This is a genomic window from Cupriavidus basilensis (genome assembly GCF_008801925.2).
GTDB classification, from domain to species: Bacteria; Pseudomonadota; Gammaproteobacteria; order Burkholderiales; family Burkholderiaceae; genus Cupriavidus; species Cupriavidus basilensis.
On sequence record NZ_CP062804.1, the window covers coordinates 2,510,334 to 2,527,379 of the forward strand.

16 protein-coding genes, 1 tRNA gene and 1 pseudogene are annotated in these 17,046 nt (G+C 65.6%); 16 read left to right on the forward strand and 2 right to left on the reverse strand.

Annotation, left to right across the window (positions count from 1 at the left end; translation table 11 throughout):
• Positions 1 to 6: 6 nt before the first annotated feature.
• Positions 7 to 273: a universal stress protein gene (locus F7R26_RS32100; protein WP_150986720.1), complete on the reverse strand. Its 267-nt coding sequence runs from the start codon at positions 271 to 273 to the stop codon at positions 7 to 9.
• 236 nt (positions 274 to 509) lie between these two features.
• On the opposite strand from F7R26_RS32100, the pseudogene F7R26_RS32105 reads away from it, so the two are divergent.
• The 12 genes and pseudogenes from F7R26_RS32105 to F7R26_RS32160 form a co-directional block, all read left to right on the forward strand.
• A pseudogene (locus F7R26_RS32105) lies at positions 510 to 686 on the forward strand (fumarylacetoacetate hydrolase family protein); the annotation flags it as partial.
• Positions 687 to 1,346: 660 nt separating this feature from the next.
• The gene (locus tag F7R26_RS32110) at positions 1,347 to 1,964 is read left to right on the forward strand and encodes a GbsR/MarR family transcriptional regulator (RefSeq protein WP_150986718.1); all 618 of its coding nucleotides are present in this window, start codon (positions 1,347 to 1,349) and stop codon (positions 1,962 to 1,964) included.
• Between the two features lie 4 nt (positions 1,965 to 1,968).
• Positions 1,969 to 3,348: a cytochrome ubiquinol oxidase subunit I gene (locus F7R26_RS32115; RefSeq protein ID WP_150986717.1), complete on the forward strand. Its 1,380-nt coding sequence runs from the start codon at positions 1,969 to 1,971 to the stop codon at positions 3,346 to 3,348.
• A complete protein-coding gene (locus tag F7R26_RS32120; RefSeq protein ID WP_150986716.1) occupies positions 3,345 to 4,367 on the forward strand; it encodes a cytochrome d ubiquinol oxidase subunit II in 1,023 nt (340 codons plus the stop codon). The genes F7R26_RS32115 and F7R26_RS32120 overlap by 4 nt, the downstream gene beginning before the upstream one ends.
• An 80-nt stretch (positions 4,368 to 4,447) precedes the next feature.
• On the forward strand, positions 4,448 to 5,398 hold the full coding sequence (locus F7R26_RS32125) for an oxygenase MpaB family protein (protein WP_150986715.1): 951 nt from the start codon (positions 4,448 to 4,450) through the stop codon (positions 5,396 to 5,398).
• A 55-nt stretch (positions 5,399 to 5,453) separates the two neighbouring features.
• Positions 5,454 to 6,074, forward strand: a complete 621-nt coding sequence (locus tag F7R26_RS32130; RefSeq protein ID WP_150986714.1) for a 3'-5' exonuclease — start codon at positions 5,454 to 5,456, stop codon at positions 6,072 to 6,074.
• Positions 6,075 to 6,111: 37 nt separating this feature from the next.
• Positions 6,112 to 6,726 (forward strand): hypothetical protein, encoded by a 615-nt coding sequence (locus F7R26_RS32135; RefSeq protein ID WP_150986713.1) that lies wholly within the window; start codon positions 6,112 to 6,114, stop codon positions 6,724 to 6,726.
• An 85-nt stretch (positions 6,727 to 6,811) separates the two neighbouring features.
• Positions 6,812 to 7,609, forward strand: coding sequence for a YdcF family protein (locus F7R26_RS32140; protein WP_150986712.1), 798 nt, complete (start codon positions 6,812 to 6,814; stop codon positions 7,607 to 7,609).
• A gap of 181 nt (positions 7,610 to 7,790) precedes the next feature.
• The gene (locus F7R26_RS32145; protein ID WP_338404721.1) at positions 7,791 to 7,958 is read left to right on the forward strand and encodes a helix-turn-helix transcriptional regulator; all 168 of its coding nucleotides are present in this window, start codon (positions 7,791 to 7,793) and stop codon (positions 7,956 to 7,958) included.
• A gap of 589 nt (positions 7,959 to 8,547) precedes the next feature.
• The gene (locus F7R26_RS32150; protein ID WP_150986711.1) at positions 8,548 to 9,678 is read left to right on the forward strand and encodes an FAD-dependent monooxygenase; all 1,131 of its coding nucleotides are present in this window, start codon (positions 8,548 to 8,550) and stop codon (positions 9,676 to 9,678) included.
• Positions 9,679 to 9,727: 49 nt separating this feature from the next.
• Positions 9,728 to 10,585, forward strand: a complete 858-nt coding sequence (locus F7R26_RS32155; protein WP_150986710.1) for an IclR family transcriptional regulator — start codon at positions 9,728 to 9,730, stop codon at positions 10,583 to 10,585.
• 25 nt (positions 10,586 to 10,610) lie between these two features.
• The gene (locus F7R26_RS32160; RefSeq protein ID WP_150986709.1) at positions 10,611 to 11,432 is read left to right on the forward strand and encodes a DODA-type extradiol aromatic ring-opening family dioxygenase; all 822 of its coding nucleotides are present in this window, start codon (positions 10,611 to 10,613) and stop codon (positions 11,430 to 11,432) included.
• A gap of 156 nt (positions 11,433 to 11,588) precedes the next feature.
• On the opposite strand, the gene F7R26_RS32165 is transcribed toward F7R26_RS32160, so the two are convergent.
• Positions 11,589 to 11,663 (reverse strand) — tRNA-Thr (locus tag F7R26_RS32165).
• A gap of 300 nt (positions 11,664 to 11,963) precedes the next feature.
• Here F7R26_RS32165 and F7R26_RS32170 point away from each other — a divergent pair.
• The 4 genes from F7R26_RS32170 to F7R26_RS32185 are packed head-to-tail and all read left to right on the forward strand — an operon-like array spanning position 11,964 to position 17,042.
• Positions 11,964 to 12,707, forward strand: coding sequence for a DUF3348 domain-containing protein (locus F7R26_RS32170; protein WP_150986708.1), 744 nt, complete (start codon positions 11,964 to 11,966; stop codon positions 12,705 to 12,707).
• A gap of 9 nt (positions 12,708 to 12,716) precedes the next feature.
• Positions 12,717 to 15,704 carry a DUF802 domain-containing protein gene (locus F7R26_RS32175; protein WP_150986707.1) on the forward strand — a complete coding sequence of 996 codons (2,988 nt, stop codon included), beginning with the start codon at positions 12,717 to 12,719 and terminating at the stop codon, positions 15,702 to 15,704.
• Complete coding sequence (locus F7R26_RS32180) at positions 15,701 to 16,348, forward strand: OmpA family protein (protein ID WP_150986706.1); 648 nt, start codon at positions 15,701 to 15,703, stop codon at positions 16,346 to 16,348. The genes F7R26_RS32175 and F7R26_RS32180 overlap by 4 nt, the downstream gene beginning before the upstream one ends.
• Positions 16,341 to 17,042, forward strand: a complete 702-nt coding sequence (locus F7R26_RS32185) for a DUF2894 domain-containing protein (protein WP_416351349.1) — start codon at positions 16,341 to 16,343, stop codon at positions 17,040 to 17,042. Before F7R26_RS32180 ends, F7R26_RS32185 begins: the two co-directional genes overlap by 8 nt.
• Positions 17,043 to 17,046 lie beyond the last annotated feature (4 nt).

Below are 17,046 nucleotides of genomic sequence, written 5' to 3' on the forward strand. Positions count from 1 at the left end.
CACGTGTCAGCCTGGCGCTCCGATCACAGCCGCCGCCTCCGCGGCTTGCAGCGCGAGTTGCGAGGAGAGATGCGCCGCGACTTCCTCCACCCGCGTCGGCTTGTATAGCGGCGGCACCTCCGGCGGTGGGGTCACATGGATTCCGCTCAGTCGCGCGCCTGTGCTGCCAGCTAGGTCGGCAGCGAATTGCACCCTGCGCCGCCCTGATTCGCTCCCATCTACGTGCACCAGCAAGTCCCGATACATCTCCAGCCCCCCAATCACCACCCGCATCGCATTCGTTGCGGGAATGCCATGTGAATGCCATGTGGTGGCCCTTATCGGCTGCCGGCCGCGCCTGATCGCGAGAAACCTGACAGGCGAAAAACCTTAGGCTTTCGCCTCAAATATAGTGGCTTGAAAAAGAACATCCGCAAGTAATCAGCCCGCTTGCCAAATGCGCGAATGGCGGAGCACACCCCGGCAGATCCAGCAGGTAGTCCCCAGGCCAGGTTCGCGGGCTGACCGCCGCCTACGGCTCCAGCTTCGTCACGCTTGGGCCTGGCGACGTGATTGTCACCGGCACGCCGGGCGGTGTCGGCACCAAGCGAAATCCGCCGGTATTCAAGAAGAGCGGCGATGTGCTCGAGGTCGAAGTCAGCAAGCTTGGCGTGCTCAGGAATCCCATTCGCGGTGAATCAGCGTAGTACTTGTTTTGAGAGCTACTTGCCTTCCATGCCCGCGCTCTCGCCCCCGCATTGCATCGTCGAGACTCGCGTGCCTCCTATGGCAAACGTGGCATCGGTCGGGGAAGCGGCTGCGGACGCGGAGTGGGCGCAACGCCAGGCAGCTGCGTATACGGCACGACGATGTACGGATATATCGCCGATCCGTTACCTGGCAGGGTCCCGGATGTCGACGCGGGCTGTGCCACACCGATTTTCTGCTGTGAAAGTGGCGCGGTTTCCAGCTCGGTGCCGCCGCTCCGACCGCCACTAATGCCGCGCTGGGTACTTAGACTCAGGCCGAGACTGTTTGTCTGCGGAGCGGCAAATACCGTCGCCGACGCCACCAACAGCGTAATCGCAACGGCGGAGTTCCCTAAATGGATCGAATGGCCTGAAAACATGACTGGTCCTGTTCATTCTGGGTTGGGTTGGCTGGTGTGGGCGGCAGTTGCTCCCCAGCAACCCTATCTTACAAGCAGGCCGACCTGGATTGTCGGCAGGTTCGACGTAGAGATATGGCGCCGAGGGCGCCAGCTTAGCGCAGGACAGCAGCGACCCGTTGTCGCACCCCGCACCGCAGCATAGCCTGCGGTTTCGTACTAAACTTTCACAACTTCCTAAAAATTCAAAACTAACAAGATGCAACTGTCGCCCCTGATCCAGCGCTTCGTGCTTCACTTCGGTGAAATGGGCAGCCGCTGGGGCATCAACCGCACGGTTGGGCAAATCTATGCCTTGCTGTTTACCGCCTCCCGCCCGCTCAACGCCGACGAAATCGCCGAGGCGCTGAGCTTCTCGCGCTCCAACGTCAGCATCGGGCTGAAGGAGCTGGAATCGTGGAACCTGGTCAAGCTGTCTCACCAGCCGGGTGACCGCCGCGAGTATTTTTCGGCACCTGACGATGTCTGGGCGATTTTCCGCACCCTGGCGGAGGAACGCCGCCGGCGCGAGATCGACCCCACGTTGTCCATGCTGCGCGAGGTCCAGCTAGAGACCGTGAGCGATCCGGACGATCGCCATGCGCAGGAGCGGATGAAGGAGATGTACGGGCTGATCCTGCTGGTGACGAGCTGGTTCGGCGAGATCCAGAAGCTCGATGTGGCCACGCTGGAGAAGCTGATGAAGCTCGGCTCCAAGGTCAACAAGCTGCTGGACGTGAAGGACAAGCTCAGCCTTGCCATCGGCGGAAAAGCCCGCGCCGGCACACCCCCTGCCAGTGCCGTGAAAGCCAAGACGACCCGTACCCGGAAGGAGTAGTTGCATGTTCTCGTCGCTCGACCCCGTGGTGCTTGCGCGCGTGCAGTTTGCCGCCAACATCACGTTCCACATCCTGTTTCCCACCATCAGCATCTCGCTGGGCTGGGTGTTGCTGTTTTTCAAGCTGCGCTTCAATAAGACCGGCGATGAACGCTGGATGGCGGCGTACCGTTTCTGGGTGAAGATCTTTGCGCTGACCTTTGCGCTGGGCGTGGTCAGCGGCATCACCATGAGTTTCCAGTTTGGCACCAACTGGCCGGGCTATATGGAGACCGTGGGCAACGTGGCCGGTCCGTTGCTGGCCTATGAGGTGCTGACGGCGTTCTTCCTGGAGGCGACCTTCCTCGGCATCATGCTGTTCGGCATGCGCCGGGTGAGCAACCGCACGCATACCATCGCCACCTTGCTGGTAGCGGGCGGCACCACCTTGTCGGCGTTCTGGATCCTGGCGCTGAATTCGTGGATGCAAACCCCGGCTGGCTTCGAGATGATCGATGGCCGCGCGCATGTGACGAGCTGGCTGGCGGTGATCTTCAACCCGTCGTTCCCGTACCGCTTTGTGCATATGCTGCTGGCGTCGGGGCTGACCGTGGCGTTCTTGCTGGCAGGCATCTCGGCCTATCGCTGGCTGCGTGGCGACCGCGCGCCAGAGGTGCTGTCGTCGCTGCGCACCGGCGTGACCATTGCCGCGGTGCTGATCCCGCTGCAGATCGTGGCGGGCGACCTGCATGGCCTGAATACGCTGCACCACCAGCCGGCCAAGATCGCCGCGATGGAGGGAATCTGGAAGACGGAAAAGGGCGCGCCCGCCGTGTTGTTCGGCGTACCCAACGCAAGCACGCAAAGCAATGATTTCGAGATCGCCATTCCCAAGCTGGCCTCGCTCTACCTGACGCATCACATGGATGGCGAGATCAAGGGCATCGATGCCTTTGGCGACAAGCACCCGCCCGTGGCGCCGCTGTTCTTCGCCTTTCGGATCATGGTGGGCGTGGGCCTGCTGATGCTGGCGGCATCGTGGGTGGCGGCGTGGCAGTTGCGCCGTGGCGGACAGCCCGCGCCGTGGATGGCGCGCGTGCTGATTGCCATGACCTTCTCCGGCTGGGTGGCCCTGGTGGCTGGCTGGTACGTGACCGAGATCGGCCGCCAGCCTTACCTGGTGTACGGCGTGCTGACCACGGCGCAGGCGGCGTCCAAGGTGCCGGCGGCGATGATCGCCTCTACGCTGGCGATGTACCTGGCGCTCTACCTGGCGCTGATCGCGGCCTATGTCTCGGTGGTGTTCCACCTGGCGCGCAAGGCCGGGACCGCCCCGAAGGTGGACAACCCGCGGACCGAACCCCCTCAAGCCATGTTGCCTGGCGAACTGCGGAGCGCAGAATGACCGACCTGACCCAACCCGCCGGCTGGATGCCGCTGGTGTTCCTGGCCCTGATGGGCATCTCCATGCTGGTCTACGTGATCCTGGACGGCTACGACCTGGGCGTGGGTGTGCTGCTGCGCCGCGCGGACGATGCCGACAAGGACACCATGATCGCCTCCATCGGCCCGTTCTGGGATGCCAACGAGACCTGGCTGGTGCTGGGCGTGGGCCTGCTGCTGGTGGCCTTTCCCATTGCGCACGGCGTGATCCTGACCCAGCTCTACCTGCCAGTGGCGCTGATGCTGGCTGGGCTGATCCTGCGCGGCGTGGCGTTCGACTTCCGCGTGAAGGCACGCGCGCACCACAAGCCATGGTGGAACCGCGCGTTCTACGCCGGCTCGCTGCTGGCCGCGTTCTCGCAGGGCCTGATGCTCGGCCTGTATATCACGGGATTCCAGCACGGCTGGCTCGACCTGGCCTTTGCGGTAGTGGTGGGCTTGTGCCTGGTGGCGGGCTACTGCCTGCTGGGCGCGGGCTGGCTGATCATGAAGACCAGCGGCAGCCTGCAGCGGCGCGCCATGTACTGGGCGCGCCGCAGCCTGTGGCTCACAGGCATTGGCGTGGCGGCGATCTCGCTGGTCACGCCGATGGTGAGCCAGCGCATCTTCGATAAATGGTTCTCGCTGCCCAACATCATCCTGCTGGCGCCGATCCCGCTGGTCACGGTGGCGCTGTTCATCCTCATCGACCGCCTGCTGCGGCGCCTGCCGGCCATGCACGACCGCGGCAACGACCGCTGGTGCTGGGTGCCCTTCGCCGGCACGGCGGTGATTTTCCTGATGGCGTTCAACGGCCTGGCATACAGCATCTTCCCGTACCTGGTGGTGGACAAGATCGATATCTGGCAAGCTGCGAGCGCGCCGGAGTCGCTGGGGGTGATCCTGGTGGGCGCGGCAGTGGTGCTGCCGACCATCCTGGGTTACACGGTGTATGCCTACCGTGTATTCTGGGGGAAGGCGACCGACCTGCATTACTACTGAGCATTACTACTGAGCAATGCTATTGAGCATTGACTGAGCGGCGCTCGATCAACCTCGCATATCTCGCACACCAGGCACCTATGAGCGGCTCGCAAGGCCAACAACCCGGCACCCCACCCTCCACGCCCCAGGCCGTCCCTCTCCCCCGGCGGCTGCTCGACCGCCTGCGCGCCCGTGCCGGCGCGCAGGTGCGGGGCCTGACCCGCAGCAACTCCGGCCTCAGCCTCGACTACGACAACCCGCCCGGGGATCCCGGCCTGTTCGGGCCGGACGCGGTCTGCTGGCGTGTGCACGCGGATTTCCCCGCGATGCTGGCCGGCGGCGTCAGCGCCCTGCTGATGCAGACCATGCACCCCCTGGCGCTGGCCGGAGTATGGGATCATTCCACCTTTCGTACCGATATGCAGGGCCGCCTGGGCCGCACCGCGCAGTTTATCGCCGGCACCACCTACGGCAACCGCGCCGATGCGCTGGCGCTGATTGACCGGGTCAGGCGCATCCACGCGGCGATCAAGGGCACGGCGCCAGATGGCCGCCCCTACGCGGCCGACGATCCGGCGTTGCTGACCTGGGTGCATGTTGCCGAGGTGTCGAGCTTTCTCACCGCCTACCTGCGCTATGTCGGCCCGCTCTCGGTCACCGAGCAGGACCGCTACTACGCGGAGGTGGCACAGATCGCCGAGCGCCTGGGCGCCACCGGCGTGCCACGCAGCGCCGACGCCATCGCCAGCTACCTGGAGCGCATGCGCCCGCAATTGGTAGTGAGCGAGCGCACCCGCGAAGTGGTGCGGCTGGTCATGGCCATGCCAGTGGCCAGCCCGCTGCTGGTGCCAGCGGTGCGGGTCATGGGAGACGCTGGCATTGCGCTATTGCCGCGCTGGGCGCAGCGCGAGCTCGGGCTGCATGGCAGCACCGCGATCCGCCGTCCGGTCTCGCTGGCCGGAATGCGCGTGCTGGCGCCCACCTTGCGCTGGGCATTGGGCAGCGGCCTGGCGGCGCGCGCGCGGCGGCGGGCGATGCAGTCGTCCTGACCCGCCACCCCGGGGCGGGCGATTCACTAATCATAGGAAACAGGAAAAGAACACCATGCAGACCGTTGCGGTTCTGGATTTTGAAACGACAGGACTGTCACCGCGTCAAGGCGACCGGGCCACTGAAATCGCAGTCGTGCTGCTGCGCGACGGGGAAATCGTCGACCAGTATCAAAGCCTGATGAACGCGGGCAGACGCATTCCCTCTGACGTCGTTCACCTCACCGGCATCACCAACGACATGATTGCATCGGCACCCGCGGCGTCGAAGGTAATGCGGGAGGTGGCCCAGTTCGTCGGCAAGCATCCCGTGGTGGCCCACAACGCGGGATTCGACCGCAGGTTCTGGCAAGCCGAGCTCTCGCTGCTGGGCATGCCGGCCGATCAGACCTTTGCCTGCACGATGCTCGTTTCGCGGCGCGTCTACCCGCATGCGCAAAACCACAGGTTGTCGACGCTGGTGGATATGCTGCGCCTGCCGAAGGCCGGCCGTGCCCACCGGGCCATGGCCGACGCGCAGATGACCTGCCACCTCTGGCACCGCCTGCAGCGCGATATCGCCGAGACTTACGGCATGCGCCGGGTGGATTACGACCTCATCACCCGCGTGCAGGCCACCAGCAGCGCCAAGGTGCCGACCCTCCTGCGTTCGCTGGGCGAGAGCCAGGCCCGATGATGCGTGGGCCGGACGCCGGCAATGCACCCATGACGCAATGACGCATCCTGTGCCCAAGCAGTGGTTATGGCTGGACACCGCGCTGAGCTGGATTGCCCTGCTGGGCATCCTGACGTGCCTTGGCCTGACCGACTTCCATGGGATGCGGCCACTGGACGTGGGCGGCACCCTGTTTGGCGGTAGTTTCAATCAAATGATGTATGCCGGCGCCTGGATCGCGGCGATGGCGGGCTTGCTCCTGGCAACGGCGTTCCGTCTGGACGGGCACCGCACTGCCTGGTGCATGGCCGGGATCGTGCAAACAGGCGCGGGCGCCTGGTGGCTGTTGCACTATCCCGCAACGCACGATGGCAACCTGTTGCTATCGCCAGAGCGGGAAGAGATTGCCGCGGCGATGCTGGTCGGCATGGCGCTGCTGATTGGCGGGGTATTCCTGCATGTCAGAGCGGCCCGCGCACGGCGCCGCCGTCCGATATCAAGCACAAGGATGGTGGTGCGGTCCGTGGTTGCCAGCTCATTGATCCTGATCTTCATCGCCATCCCCCTCGCCAACGCGCTGCGCACGCCGCTACCGCATTGCGCCTTCAGCAAAGCAGGCTCGCAGCTGACCGTTTGCCTGGATGCCAGTGACACGCCCGTCATTGTCGATTGATCTGAAGGCTGCATGGCCAGGCAGCCAGCGCCTGGCCTTGCATCACGCTTAAATACACTGACTAACGATATGGGTCCGAACAACAATGCATGACTTGAAGACTGGCGCTTTCTGGCGGCGCGCCTGCCTTGCCCTGCTTGGCGCACTGCTGGTGGCCGATGCCATCGCCCTGATGCTGATGGGCCTGTTCAACTTCGGGGTCGTCCTCCCTCTGGCGATCGGCGCGGCCTTTCTCGCGCTGTCATGGCGCTGGGAGCAGGTAGCGCGATGGCGCGCGGCCAGCCCACGGCGCCGATGGATCTGGGCGCTGGGCCGCACAGCGTTTGCCGGGTGGCTGGTGACGCTAGGGATGTTCTTCTATTTCATCAGCGCCAGCAACGCAAACTTCCCGGCAACGGGACCCACGGCAAACACCATCCTCATACTGGGCTCCGGCACGCCACATTGCACCGCGTCGCGCACCCTGGCCGCACGGCTGGACAAAGGGCTGGCGCTGGCGCGGCAATGGCCGGCCGCGCGGGTCGTTGTGAGCGGCGGCCAGGATTTCGGGCTGCGGTGCAGTGAGGCGGACATCATGGCGGACTACCTGATCGCGCACGGCCTGGCACCGCAGCGCCTGATCCGGGAGGACCGGAGCACCAGCACGGAGGAAAACCTGCTCTTCAGCCACCGGTTGCTTGCGCAACAGGGCGTGAGCGCCGCAGACCCGCTGGTGCTGGTGACCAGTGATTTTCATCTGGTGCGCGCAAAGCGGATCGCGCTTAAGGCTGGGTTCCAGGCAGTGTCTGGCGCAGGAGCGCCAACGCCGCTCTACTTGCGCTACAACGCCTGGCTACGCGAGTATTTTGCGTTTATCAGTGGCTGGGTATTGCGTGAATTCTGACCGGGAAGAGGCACGGAAAACGATGGGAAGACCGGGGTGACGAAGTGCGTGAGTGATCGGCGCTCGGCAGCAAGCTGCGGGCTTCGGTTTCCGGCCGGCCAGGTCCTCCGGAGCACTACCGCCAACGCATCGCCCTCGCTCTCCAGATACTCAACAGCCAGTTGCCCGCCAAACATTCTGAATGCCAATAGCTTCCCCAAGGCACGGTGGTGCCGCCCCTCTTGTTCAGTTGGGATCCGCGATCAGAGAGGTCCGCCTTCGGCGTGACCTCTCCCAGGAAGCGCTTGCCCATCGGGCCGGCATCGACCGCTCCTATATGAGTTCGGTGGAGCGCGGAGGGCAGAATTAGGGAGTGATGCATCTTTTGAGAATTGCGACTGCGCTTGAGGTTACGGTCGCGGAGTTGATGGCTGTTGCCAAGCTCTAAGCATCAACACTAGCCGGCTCGCGAGGTCCAACCGCACGAACAAAGCCGGGCACCAGCCCGCGCTTGTACCTTGACCGGCAGCGAACAACGGCAAACCCGGCTCGATGCGCTGGGGCCTCGGGCATGGCATGCCGCTACGTGCCAAACCATGATCAACGACGACATTCCAGGGACGGAGTCCACCGCTGGCGCATGGCAGCGGATGTCGTAGTGATCAGCACTCAGCAGTAAGCTGCCGCTTCCGTTTCCGGCCGGCCAGCCAGAACCCCCGGCTCACTACCGCCAACGCATCGCCCCCGCTCCCTCCGCTCCACTTCCCCCTGCGGCCCCAATGCGGCCTCTTTTTTCGTCCTCCCAGCGTAAACCCTCGGATTGACATCCCCACTTCGTCTTTATATTCTTTTATGAACACTACGTTCATATTTGAACATACACACCGGAAAGCGCAGCCGCTGAGCAGCGAGGCGCACACCCGGACCCACACCAAGGCGACCCCTGAGGAACAAGCACCATGGCTTCACAAAAGATTGGCATCAACGGCGCCGGCATCGGCGGACTCGCCGCGGCGATTGCGCTGCGCAAGCTCGGGAAAGACGTGGTGGTGTTCGAGCAAGCCTCGCGCTTCGCGCGGGTCGGCGCGGACATCAACCTCACGCCCAATGCCGTGCGCGCGCTGGATGGCCTGGGCGTGGGCGAGGCATTGCGCGAGACCGCCGCGCGGCCCAGCCACCGCATCAGCCGGGTATGGAACACCGGCGAGGAGACCTCGCGGCTGGCCATGTCCGACGAGGCGCAGATCCGCTATGGCGCGCCGCAGCTCACCATGCACCGCGGCGACCTGATGACCGCGCTGGAAGCCGCCCTGCCGGCGGCTTGCGTCAAGCTGGGCAAGAAGGCGACGCGGATCGAGCGGCATGCGGCCGGCGCCACGCTGCATTTCGCCGACGGCACGCAGGAAGATGTGGATGTGCTGATCGGTGCAGACGGCATTCACTCGGCCGTGCGCACCGCGCTGTTCGGGCCGGAGCATCCGGTCTTCACCGGCGTGGTGGCTTACCGCGCCGTGGTGCCCGCCGAGCGCCTTGCCGGCGTGCCGAACCTGCAGGCCTTCACCAAGTGGTGGGGCCCGGAGGCGACCTCGCAGATCGTCACCTTCCCCCTCAACCGCGGGCGCGAGATCTTTATCTTCGCCACGGTGGCGCAGGAAGCCTGGCGCAACGAGTCCTGGACCACGCCGGGCCGTGTGGAAGACGTGCGCGCAGCCTACGCTGGCTTCCATGCCGAGGCGCGCGCGCTGCTTGATGCCTGTGACGACGTGCTGATCTCCGCGCTCTACGTACGCGACCCGCTGCCCGCCTGGTCAGCCGGCAATGTCGTGCTGATGGGCGACGCCTGCCACCCGATGATGCCCTTCATGGCGCAAGGTGCCGGCATGGCCATCGAGGATGGCGTGGTACTGGCGCGCTGCCTGGCCGAAGCCAATGGCGACGATATCCCCAGCGCGCTCGCACGCTACCGGGCCGCGCGTTTTGAGCGCACCAGCCGCATCCAGATCGGCTCGCGCAGCAACGCCTGGCTCAAGGAGGGTGGCAACGCGGACTGGGTGTACGATTACAACGCTTGGCAGGTAGCCCTCGGCTAAGCACCAAGTCCGCAGGCAGACCTCGCCGCCCCACCCTTTCACGGAACCGATGAGCAAGAACCCCAGGCTGAACCAGCCCGTGCCCGACGCAAGCGATGCCGCCGATCCCGGCGGCGACGAAGACAAGACGCAACTGGTCAGCCCGGTGATCCGCGCCATGCGGCTGCTGCGCTTTATCGCCGAAGGCGGCTCCACCACCAACCTGAGCGAAGTTGGCCGGCGCATCGACGTGAACCGCGTCACCGTGATGCGCCTGCTCGCCACGCTGGAGCACGAAGGCATGGTGGAGCGGCTGCCGCAGGGCGGCCACCAGGCGGGCTTCGCTCTGCTCAAGCTGGGCGCAAAGGTGCTGGCAGGCAAGGATCTCACCGTCTTTGCGCGGCGCGTGCTAGCCACCCTGAGCGAATCGCTGCGGCTCTCCGCCTATCTCGGCGTGCTGGATGGCGGCGACGTGCTCTACCTGCTGCGCGATATGCCCCAGACCTCGCTGGTCAGCAATATCCAGGTTGGCAGCCGGGTGCCGGCGCACCTCACCACGCCCGGCCGCATGCTGATTGCCGGCCTGCCGGAAGATACGTTGCGCGAGCGGCTCGGCGAGGAACCGCTCGCGACCGCCACCGGGCAAAGCCCGGCCACGTATGCCCGCCTGGGCGACATCCTCGCGGCCGACCGCGAGCGCGGCTGCGCCTGGAGCTTCTCTGCATTCGAGCCCGGCATCGACTCTTGCGCGGCACCCGTGTTCGACGCCAGCGGCGCCACCGTGGCTGCCATCAGCGTGGCCGGCCCGGACATTCGTTTCGAGCGCGACCCCGATCTTCGCGAACGTGTGGAGCGCGAGGTCAAGCGCGCCGCACGCGATTTGTCCGGCCTGCTCGGCTATGCCGCCGGGCAGCGCCGCCCACACTGACGCCATGTCAACAGGAGAAGCCCGGATGACAACGCCTGCACTCCCTACATTTTTCATCTCGCACGGCGGCGGGCCCTGGCCCTGGATGGAAGACCAGATGGGCGGCCGCTATGACAAGCTCAAGGCCGCGCTGCAGCAGATGCCCCGATTGGTGCAACGCACGGGCATTGCGCCCAAGGCCGTGCTGATGATTTCAGCGCACTGGGAAGAGCCGGAATTCACCGTCATGGCCAACCCGAAGCCACCCATGATCTATGACTACTACGGCTTCCCGGATTACACCTACCAGATTCAGTACGCGGCACCGGGCGCACCGCAGCTCGCCGCGCGCGTGCAAGGCTTGCTCGAGAAAGCCGGCCTGGCCGCGCGGCTCGATCCGCTGCGCGGCTTCGACCATGGCATGTTTGCGCCGATGGCCGCCATCTATCCCGAAGCCGATATGCCGACCGTGCAGCTCTCGCTCAAGCGCGGGCTCGATCCGCAAACGCATCTCGCACTCGGGCGAGCGTTGGCGCCGCTGCGCCACGAAGGCATCCTCGTCGTGGGCAGCGGGCTGAGCTACCACAACCTGCGCGCCTTCGGCCCCGCCGGGAAAGCGCCATCGGCCGCATTCGATGCCTGGCTCCAGCAAGCGCTGACGACAACCACCCCGGCGCAGCGCACTGCCGCGCTAGCGGGCTGGGAAAGCGCGCCCGCCGCCCGGCAGGCCCATCCGCGAGAAGAGCACTTGTTGCCATTGATGGTCGCCGTGGGCGCGGCCGAAGACGACATTGCCACGCGCGTCTACCACGAAGCCGACTTCGCCGGCGGCATCACCGTGTCGAGCTTTATGTTCGGGGGAAGCTGAAACCTGGAACGAGGAACTTGATACTTGAAGGCTGCCGGTGCGGTGATTCCGCATTGGCGAAAGTGGCGTGGGCCGGGAGGAACAGCTTGTCGGCGCCATCTAGCTTGATGAGCCCGCGCGAAGAACGCGAACCCGGGGGACCTGAGGGAAAAGACATGGTGCCCATGGGCAGGATCGAACTGCCGACCTCTCCCTTACCAAGGGAGTGCTCTACCACTGAGCCACATGGGCAACGATTACGCGTTGCTTTACTACCTTACCGCTTTATTCCCACTACCAAAAAATCACTCTAACCCATTGATTTTTAAGGAATTTTTTGAGTTCCCGCCGAATCAATGGACTGCATTATGGACTAATCGACCCTGCTCGGCAACCCCTTAATCGCGAAAGTTTCCATCTCTGTTCCGGCCGAAAAACCTCGCGGCATGTGATTCCGATGTGACCCTGCGTGGGTATTCGCAATTCAAAGCGAAATGCGATAGGTCCACCCCTCGCTGGCGTGTAAACTGCAGGGTTTTTGATTCAGCCGGTATGGTGCAAGCTCCACAGCACACAGGTTGCAGCGGCCCGACGCTCATTCGCATGCTTGCGCGCCTTGCGCACGTCGATGTTCCCGAACCCAGACAATCGCTCTCGGACCGACTGAGCCAGTGGCTCGGCTGGGCCGACGCCATCGAACTGTCCACGGCCCTGAACGGCAACCCGCCGTCGGTAGCCCCCGGCGCGCGCGCCTTCGGCAGTGCCGAGGCGCTTGCTTGCGACCGTGTGCGGACCGCGCTGGCGAATGCCATCGCAGGCGATAGCGCAGTTGCCTCGGCCAAGCGGCGCGGGCAACCGCAAGCGCCTGCCCAGGGAGATTCCATGGATGCAGCGGTCGATTACGCGACTTATCGCCAGCGTTATCTCTCGATGCAGCAGGCGATGGAGACCGATATCGGCAGCTTGCGCGGCCGCCTGCGGGCGATGCTGGCCGCCAGGACGCCCGCCCTGGCGCAGCTCGCAGCGGTGGATGCCGTCATGGAGGGGGCACTGGGTGCGCGCGAGCGCAGCCTGCTTGGTGGCGTGCCCGCATTGCTGGAAGGCCACTTCGTGCGCTTGCGCCAGGCCGAGCAGGCAATGCTGGCCGACGCCCAGGCCTCGGGCGAGCCCGCTGTGGTCACGTCCGGCGCATGGCTGGACGTGTTCCGCAGGGATATGCGCAGCGTACTGCTTGCCGAACTGGATATTCGTTTTCAACCGGTCGAAGGGCTGCTTGCCGCCCTTCGCTCCAGCTAACAGGACGCCATGTCCAGATATCTTAATTTCGCTGTTTTTCTGGCCGGTCTGGCCGCGGTGTGCTGGATCGGTGTCGGCTACGCCGGATCGAACACCCTGGCGCTGGCTGTCACCATGCTGATCGGCGCCTGCTATGTGGCAGGCGCACTCGAGCTGCGGCGCTATCACCAGGACACGTCCACCTTGGCGCAGGCCATAGCTGGCCTGTCCGAGCCGCCGGCCAGCCTGGATGCCTGGCTGGCGCTATTGCCTGCGAGCCTGCGCAATGCGACGCGCCTGCGCATCGAAGGTGAGCGCGTGGGCTTGCCGGGTCCGTCGCTCACGCCGTATCTGGTGGGCTTGCTGGTGTTGCTGGGCATGCTGGGTACGTTCCTGGGCATGGTGGCTACCCTGAAAGGCACCGGCATGGCGCTGGAAAGCGCGACGGACTTGCAGGCCATCCGCGCCTCGCTGGCCGCGCCGGTCAAGGGCCTGGGATTTGCGTTCGGCACTTCGGTCGCGGGCGTGGCCACCTCCGCGATGCTGGGGCTGCTTTCGACGTTGTGCCGCCGCGAGCGGACACAAGCGGCGCAGAGGCTCGACACCAGGATCGCAACGACATTGCGCATCTACTCGCTATCCCACCAGCGCGAGGAAACCTTCAAGCTCCTGCAGCGGCAGGCCGAGGTGATGCCCACCTTGGTCGATCGGCTGCAGGCCATGATGGCGGCCATGGAACAGCAAAGCCTGGCCTTGCACGAGCGCCAGCTCGCCAGCCAGGACGCTTTCCACGGCAAGGCCGAGGCCGCGTACACCCGCCTGGCTTCATCGGTGGAGCAATCCTTGAAGGAGAGCGTCGCCGATAGCGCCCGCGCCGCCGGTGCAGCGCTCCAGCCGGCGGTGGAGGCCACCATGGCCAGCCTCGCGCGCGGGACCGCCGCGCTGCAAGACACCGTCACGCAGGCCGTGCAGCGGCAGCTGGACGGCCTGTCGACCGGTTTCGAGGCGACCACCACCACCGTGGCCGGCATCTGGAACGATGCGCTGGCGGGGCACCAGCGATCAAGCGAAGCGCTTACCCAGGACCTGCGCGCCTCGCTCTCCCGGTTCACCGACACCTTCGAGCAACGCTCCGCAGGACTGCTGGAGGGCGTCTCCACCCGCCTGGAAGCCACGACCGGCAGCCTGTCGGCAGCCTGGAACAACGCGCTCTCCCAGCACGAACGCGTCAGCCAGAAAATGGCGGCCGACAATCAAAATGCTTTGGCGGCCGCCGCGGCGAGCCTGGAGCAGCAATCGACGGCACTCGTTCGCACGGTGGGCCAGTCGCATGCGGACCTGCAAGCGGAACTGGCTGGGCGAGACCAGCAGCGGCTGGCGGCCTGGGCCGATACGCTCGGCACGCTGGCAGCGACGCTGCGCAAGGAGTGGGAACTGACGGGCGCGCACACCGCGAGCCGGCAGCAGGAAATCTGTGACGCGCTGGCGCAGAACGTGCGCGACATTTCCGCCCAGACGCAAGCACACGCCAGCAACACCCTCGCCGAGATCGACCGGCTCGTGCAAGCCGCTTCGGCGGCCCCCAAGCTGCTGGAAAGCGTCTCCGCCCGCCTGGAAACCGCGACAAGCGGCATGTCGGAAGCGTGGCACAACGCGCTCTCCCAGCACGAACGAACCAGCGAAAAACTGGCGGGCGACAACCAACACGCCCTGGCAGCGGCCGCGGCGACATTCGAGCAGCACTCGGCGTCGCTGGTGCGCACGGTGGGCCAGTCGCATGCGGACCTGCAAGCGGAACTGGCTGCGCGCGACCAGCAGCGGCTGGCGGCCTGGACCGATACGCTCGGCACGATGGCCGCAACGCTGCGCCAGGAGTGGGAGCAGGCAGGCACGCACAACGTCAGCCGGCAGCAGGAAGTCTGCGACACGCTGGCGCAAACCGTGCGCGACATCTCGGCCCAGACGCAGGCGCACGCCAGCAACACCGTCGCCGAGATCGACCGGCTCGTGCAAGCCGCTTCGGCGGCCCCCAAGCTGCTGGAAAGCGTCTCCGCCCGCCTGGAAACCGCGACAAGCGGCATGTCGGAAGCGTGGAACACCGCGCTATCCCGGCACGAACGCGTCAGCGAAAAACTGGCGGGCGACAACCAGCACGCCCTGGCGGCGGCGGCGGCCACGTTCGAGCAGCACTCGGCGTCGCTGGTGCGCACCGTGGGCCAGTCGCATGCGGACCTGCAAGCGGAACTGGCTGCCCGGGACCAGCAGCGGCTGGCGGCCTGGACCGATACGCTCGGCACGATGGCCGCAACGCTGCGCCAGGAGTGGGAGCAGGCAGGCACGCACAATGCCAGCCGGCAGCAGGAAGTCTGCGACACGCTGGCGCAAACCGCGCGCGACATCTCGGCCCAGACGCAGGCGCACGCCAGCAACACCATCGCCGAGATCGCCCGGCTCGTGCAAGCCGCTTCGGAAGCCCCGAAGGCAGCCGCCGACGTCATCGGCGAACTGCGCCAGAAGCTATCGGACAGCATGGTCCGCGACAACGCGATGCTGGAGGAGCGCGGCCGCTTGCTGCAAACGCTGGAAACCCTGCTCGATGCCGTGAACCATGCCTCCACCGAGCAGCGCACCGCCGTCGACGCGCTGGTGGGCACGACGGCGGATCTGCTGGATCGTGTTGGCACCCGCTTCACCGACAAGGTCGAGGCTGAAGCCGGAAAGCTGGAGGCTGTCGCCGCGCAGGTCACCGGCAGCGCCGTCGAGGTGGCAAGCCTGGGCGAAGCCTTCGGCATGGCGGTGCAGCTGTTCGGCGAGTCGAACGACAAGCTGGTGGCTCACCTGCAGCGCATCGAAGCCGCGCTGGACAAGTCCGCCGCGCGTAGCGACGAACAGCTTGCCTACTACGTCGCACAGGCCCGGGAAGTCATCGACCTGAGCATGCTGTCGCAGAAGCAGATCGTCGAAAACCTGCAACATCTCGCAGGACAGCGGGCGCCCGCCAGCGCTGAAGCGGCATGAGCGAGGAGATCGACGCCGGCGTGGAGCCGACCGTGCCGATCTGGGCCGTCTTCGGCGACCTGATGTCGGTACTGCTGGGCGCCTTTGTGCTGATCCTGGTGAGCGTCATCGGCGTGCAGCTGGAACTCTCGACCAGGCTGGAGGAGGAGGTCAAGCAGCGGCAGGTGGAGAAGCATCGCCGCGAGGCCCTTGAGCAAGCGCTGGCTGGCCCGCTGGCTGCGGGCCGGGTGACGCTGGTCAACGGGCGCATCGGCATCAAGGGCAGCGTGTTGTTTGCCCTCAACTCCGATCAATTGCAGCCCGAAGGCCGGGAGGTGTTGAAGAGCCTGGCCGCGCCGCTGTCCGCGTACCTCCAGGCCCGCGAGGAGATCCTGATGGTGAGCGGATTCACCGACGACCGCCAAGTGCGCGAGGCCAACCGCCGCTTTGCCGACAACTGGGAGCTGTCGGCCCAGCGCGCGCTGACGGTAACCCGCGCGTTGATCGATGAAGGCGTCCCGCCCTCCTCGGTGTTTGCGGCCGCCTTCGGCGCCGAGCAGCCCGTGACCTCGAACGCCAACGACGAGGGACGGGCCAAGAACCGGCGCGTGGAAATCGCGCCAATCCCAAGGCCGTCCAACGAAACGGGGAAGCCGCGTGAGTAGTGGCGATATTGGTGGCGATATTGGTGGCGAGATTGGTAGCAACATCCGCGATGCCCTTGCCACGCTCGACGCTTGGCGCGCACGTGGTGCTGATCGCCTGAATCCTGTCCGCTTTCGCTTCATCGAGGCGCTGGCCCGGCGCGCGGCCGCACACAGCGGTAATGCGCGACACATCCTGGACGCCAGGCTGGCCAAACTGCTCGAGGCCTATGCCGGCGATCTGGAAAGCGCCGATTGCAAAGACCGCAAGGACGGCAAGGACAGCGGCACAGCATTGCCATGCGCTCCCCCTCGCGGGCCGCTGGCCGGACTGGTCAACTACATGGCCATCCGGACGCCGTCGGATCGCGGCGCTCCCGCAGCGATCGCAGGCGTGCCCCGGCGCGCATCCTTACCGGACATGGAGGTGCTCGACTACTTCCGGGAGACCTGGTCCAGGGTCAGCACCGATCGACGGTTGCGGCAGTCGCTGGAGCAAGTGCCCGACAATGCCGGCCCGCTCAATTCGAGCCGCCTCGTGCATCGCTCGCTCTCGCTGATGCGCGAACTGTCGCCTGAATATCTCCACCAGTTCTTGTCGTACGTTGATGCCTTGTCGTGGATGGAGCAGATGAACGGCGGCAGTGTCATGGCGGGTAAAGACGCGCCGCGCGCAGGGAGCATCAAGCCGAGCGCGCGCGGCAGGCCACGCTAGCGCG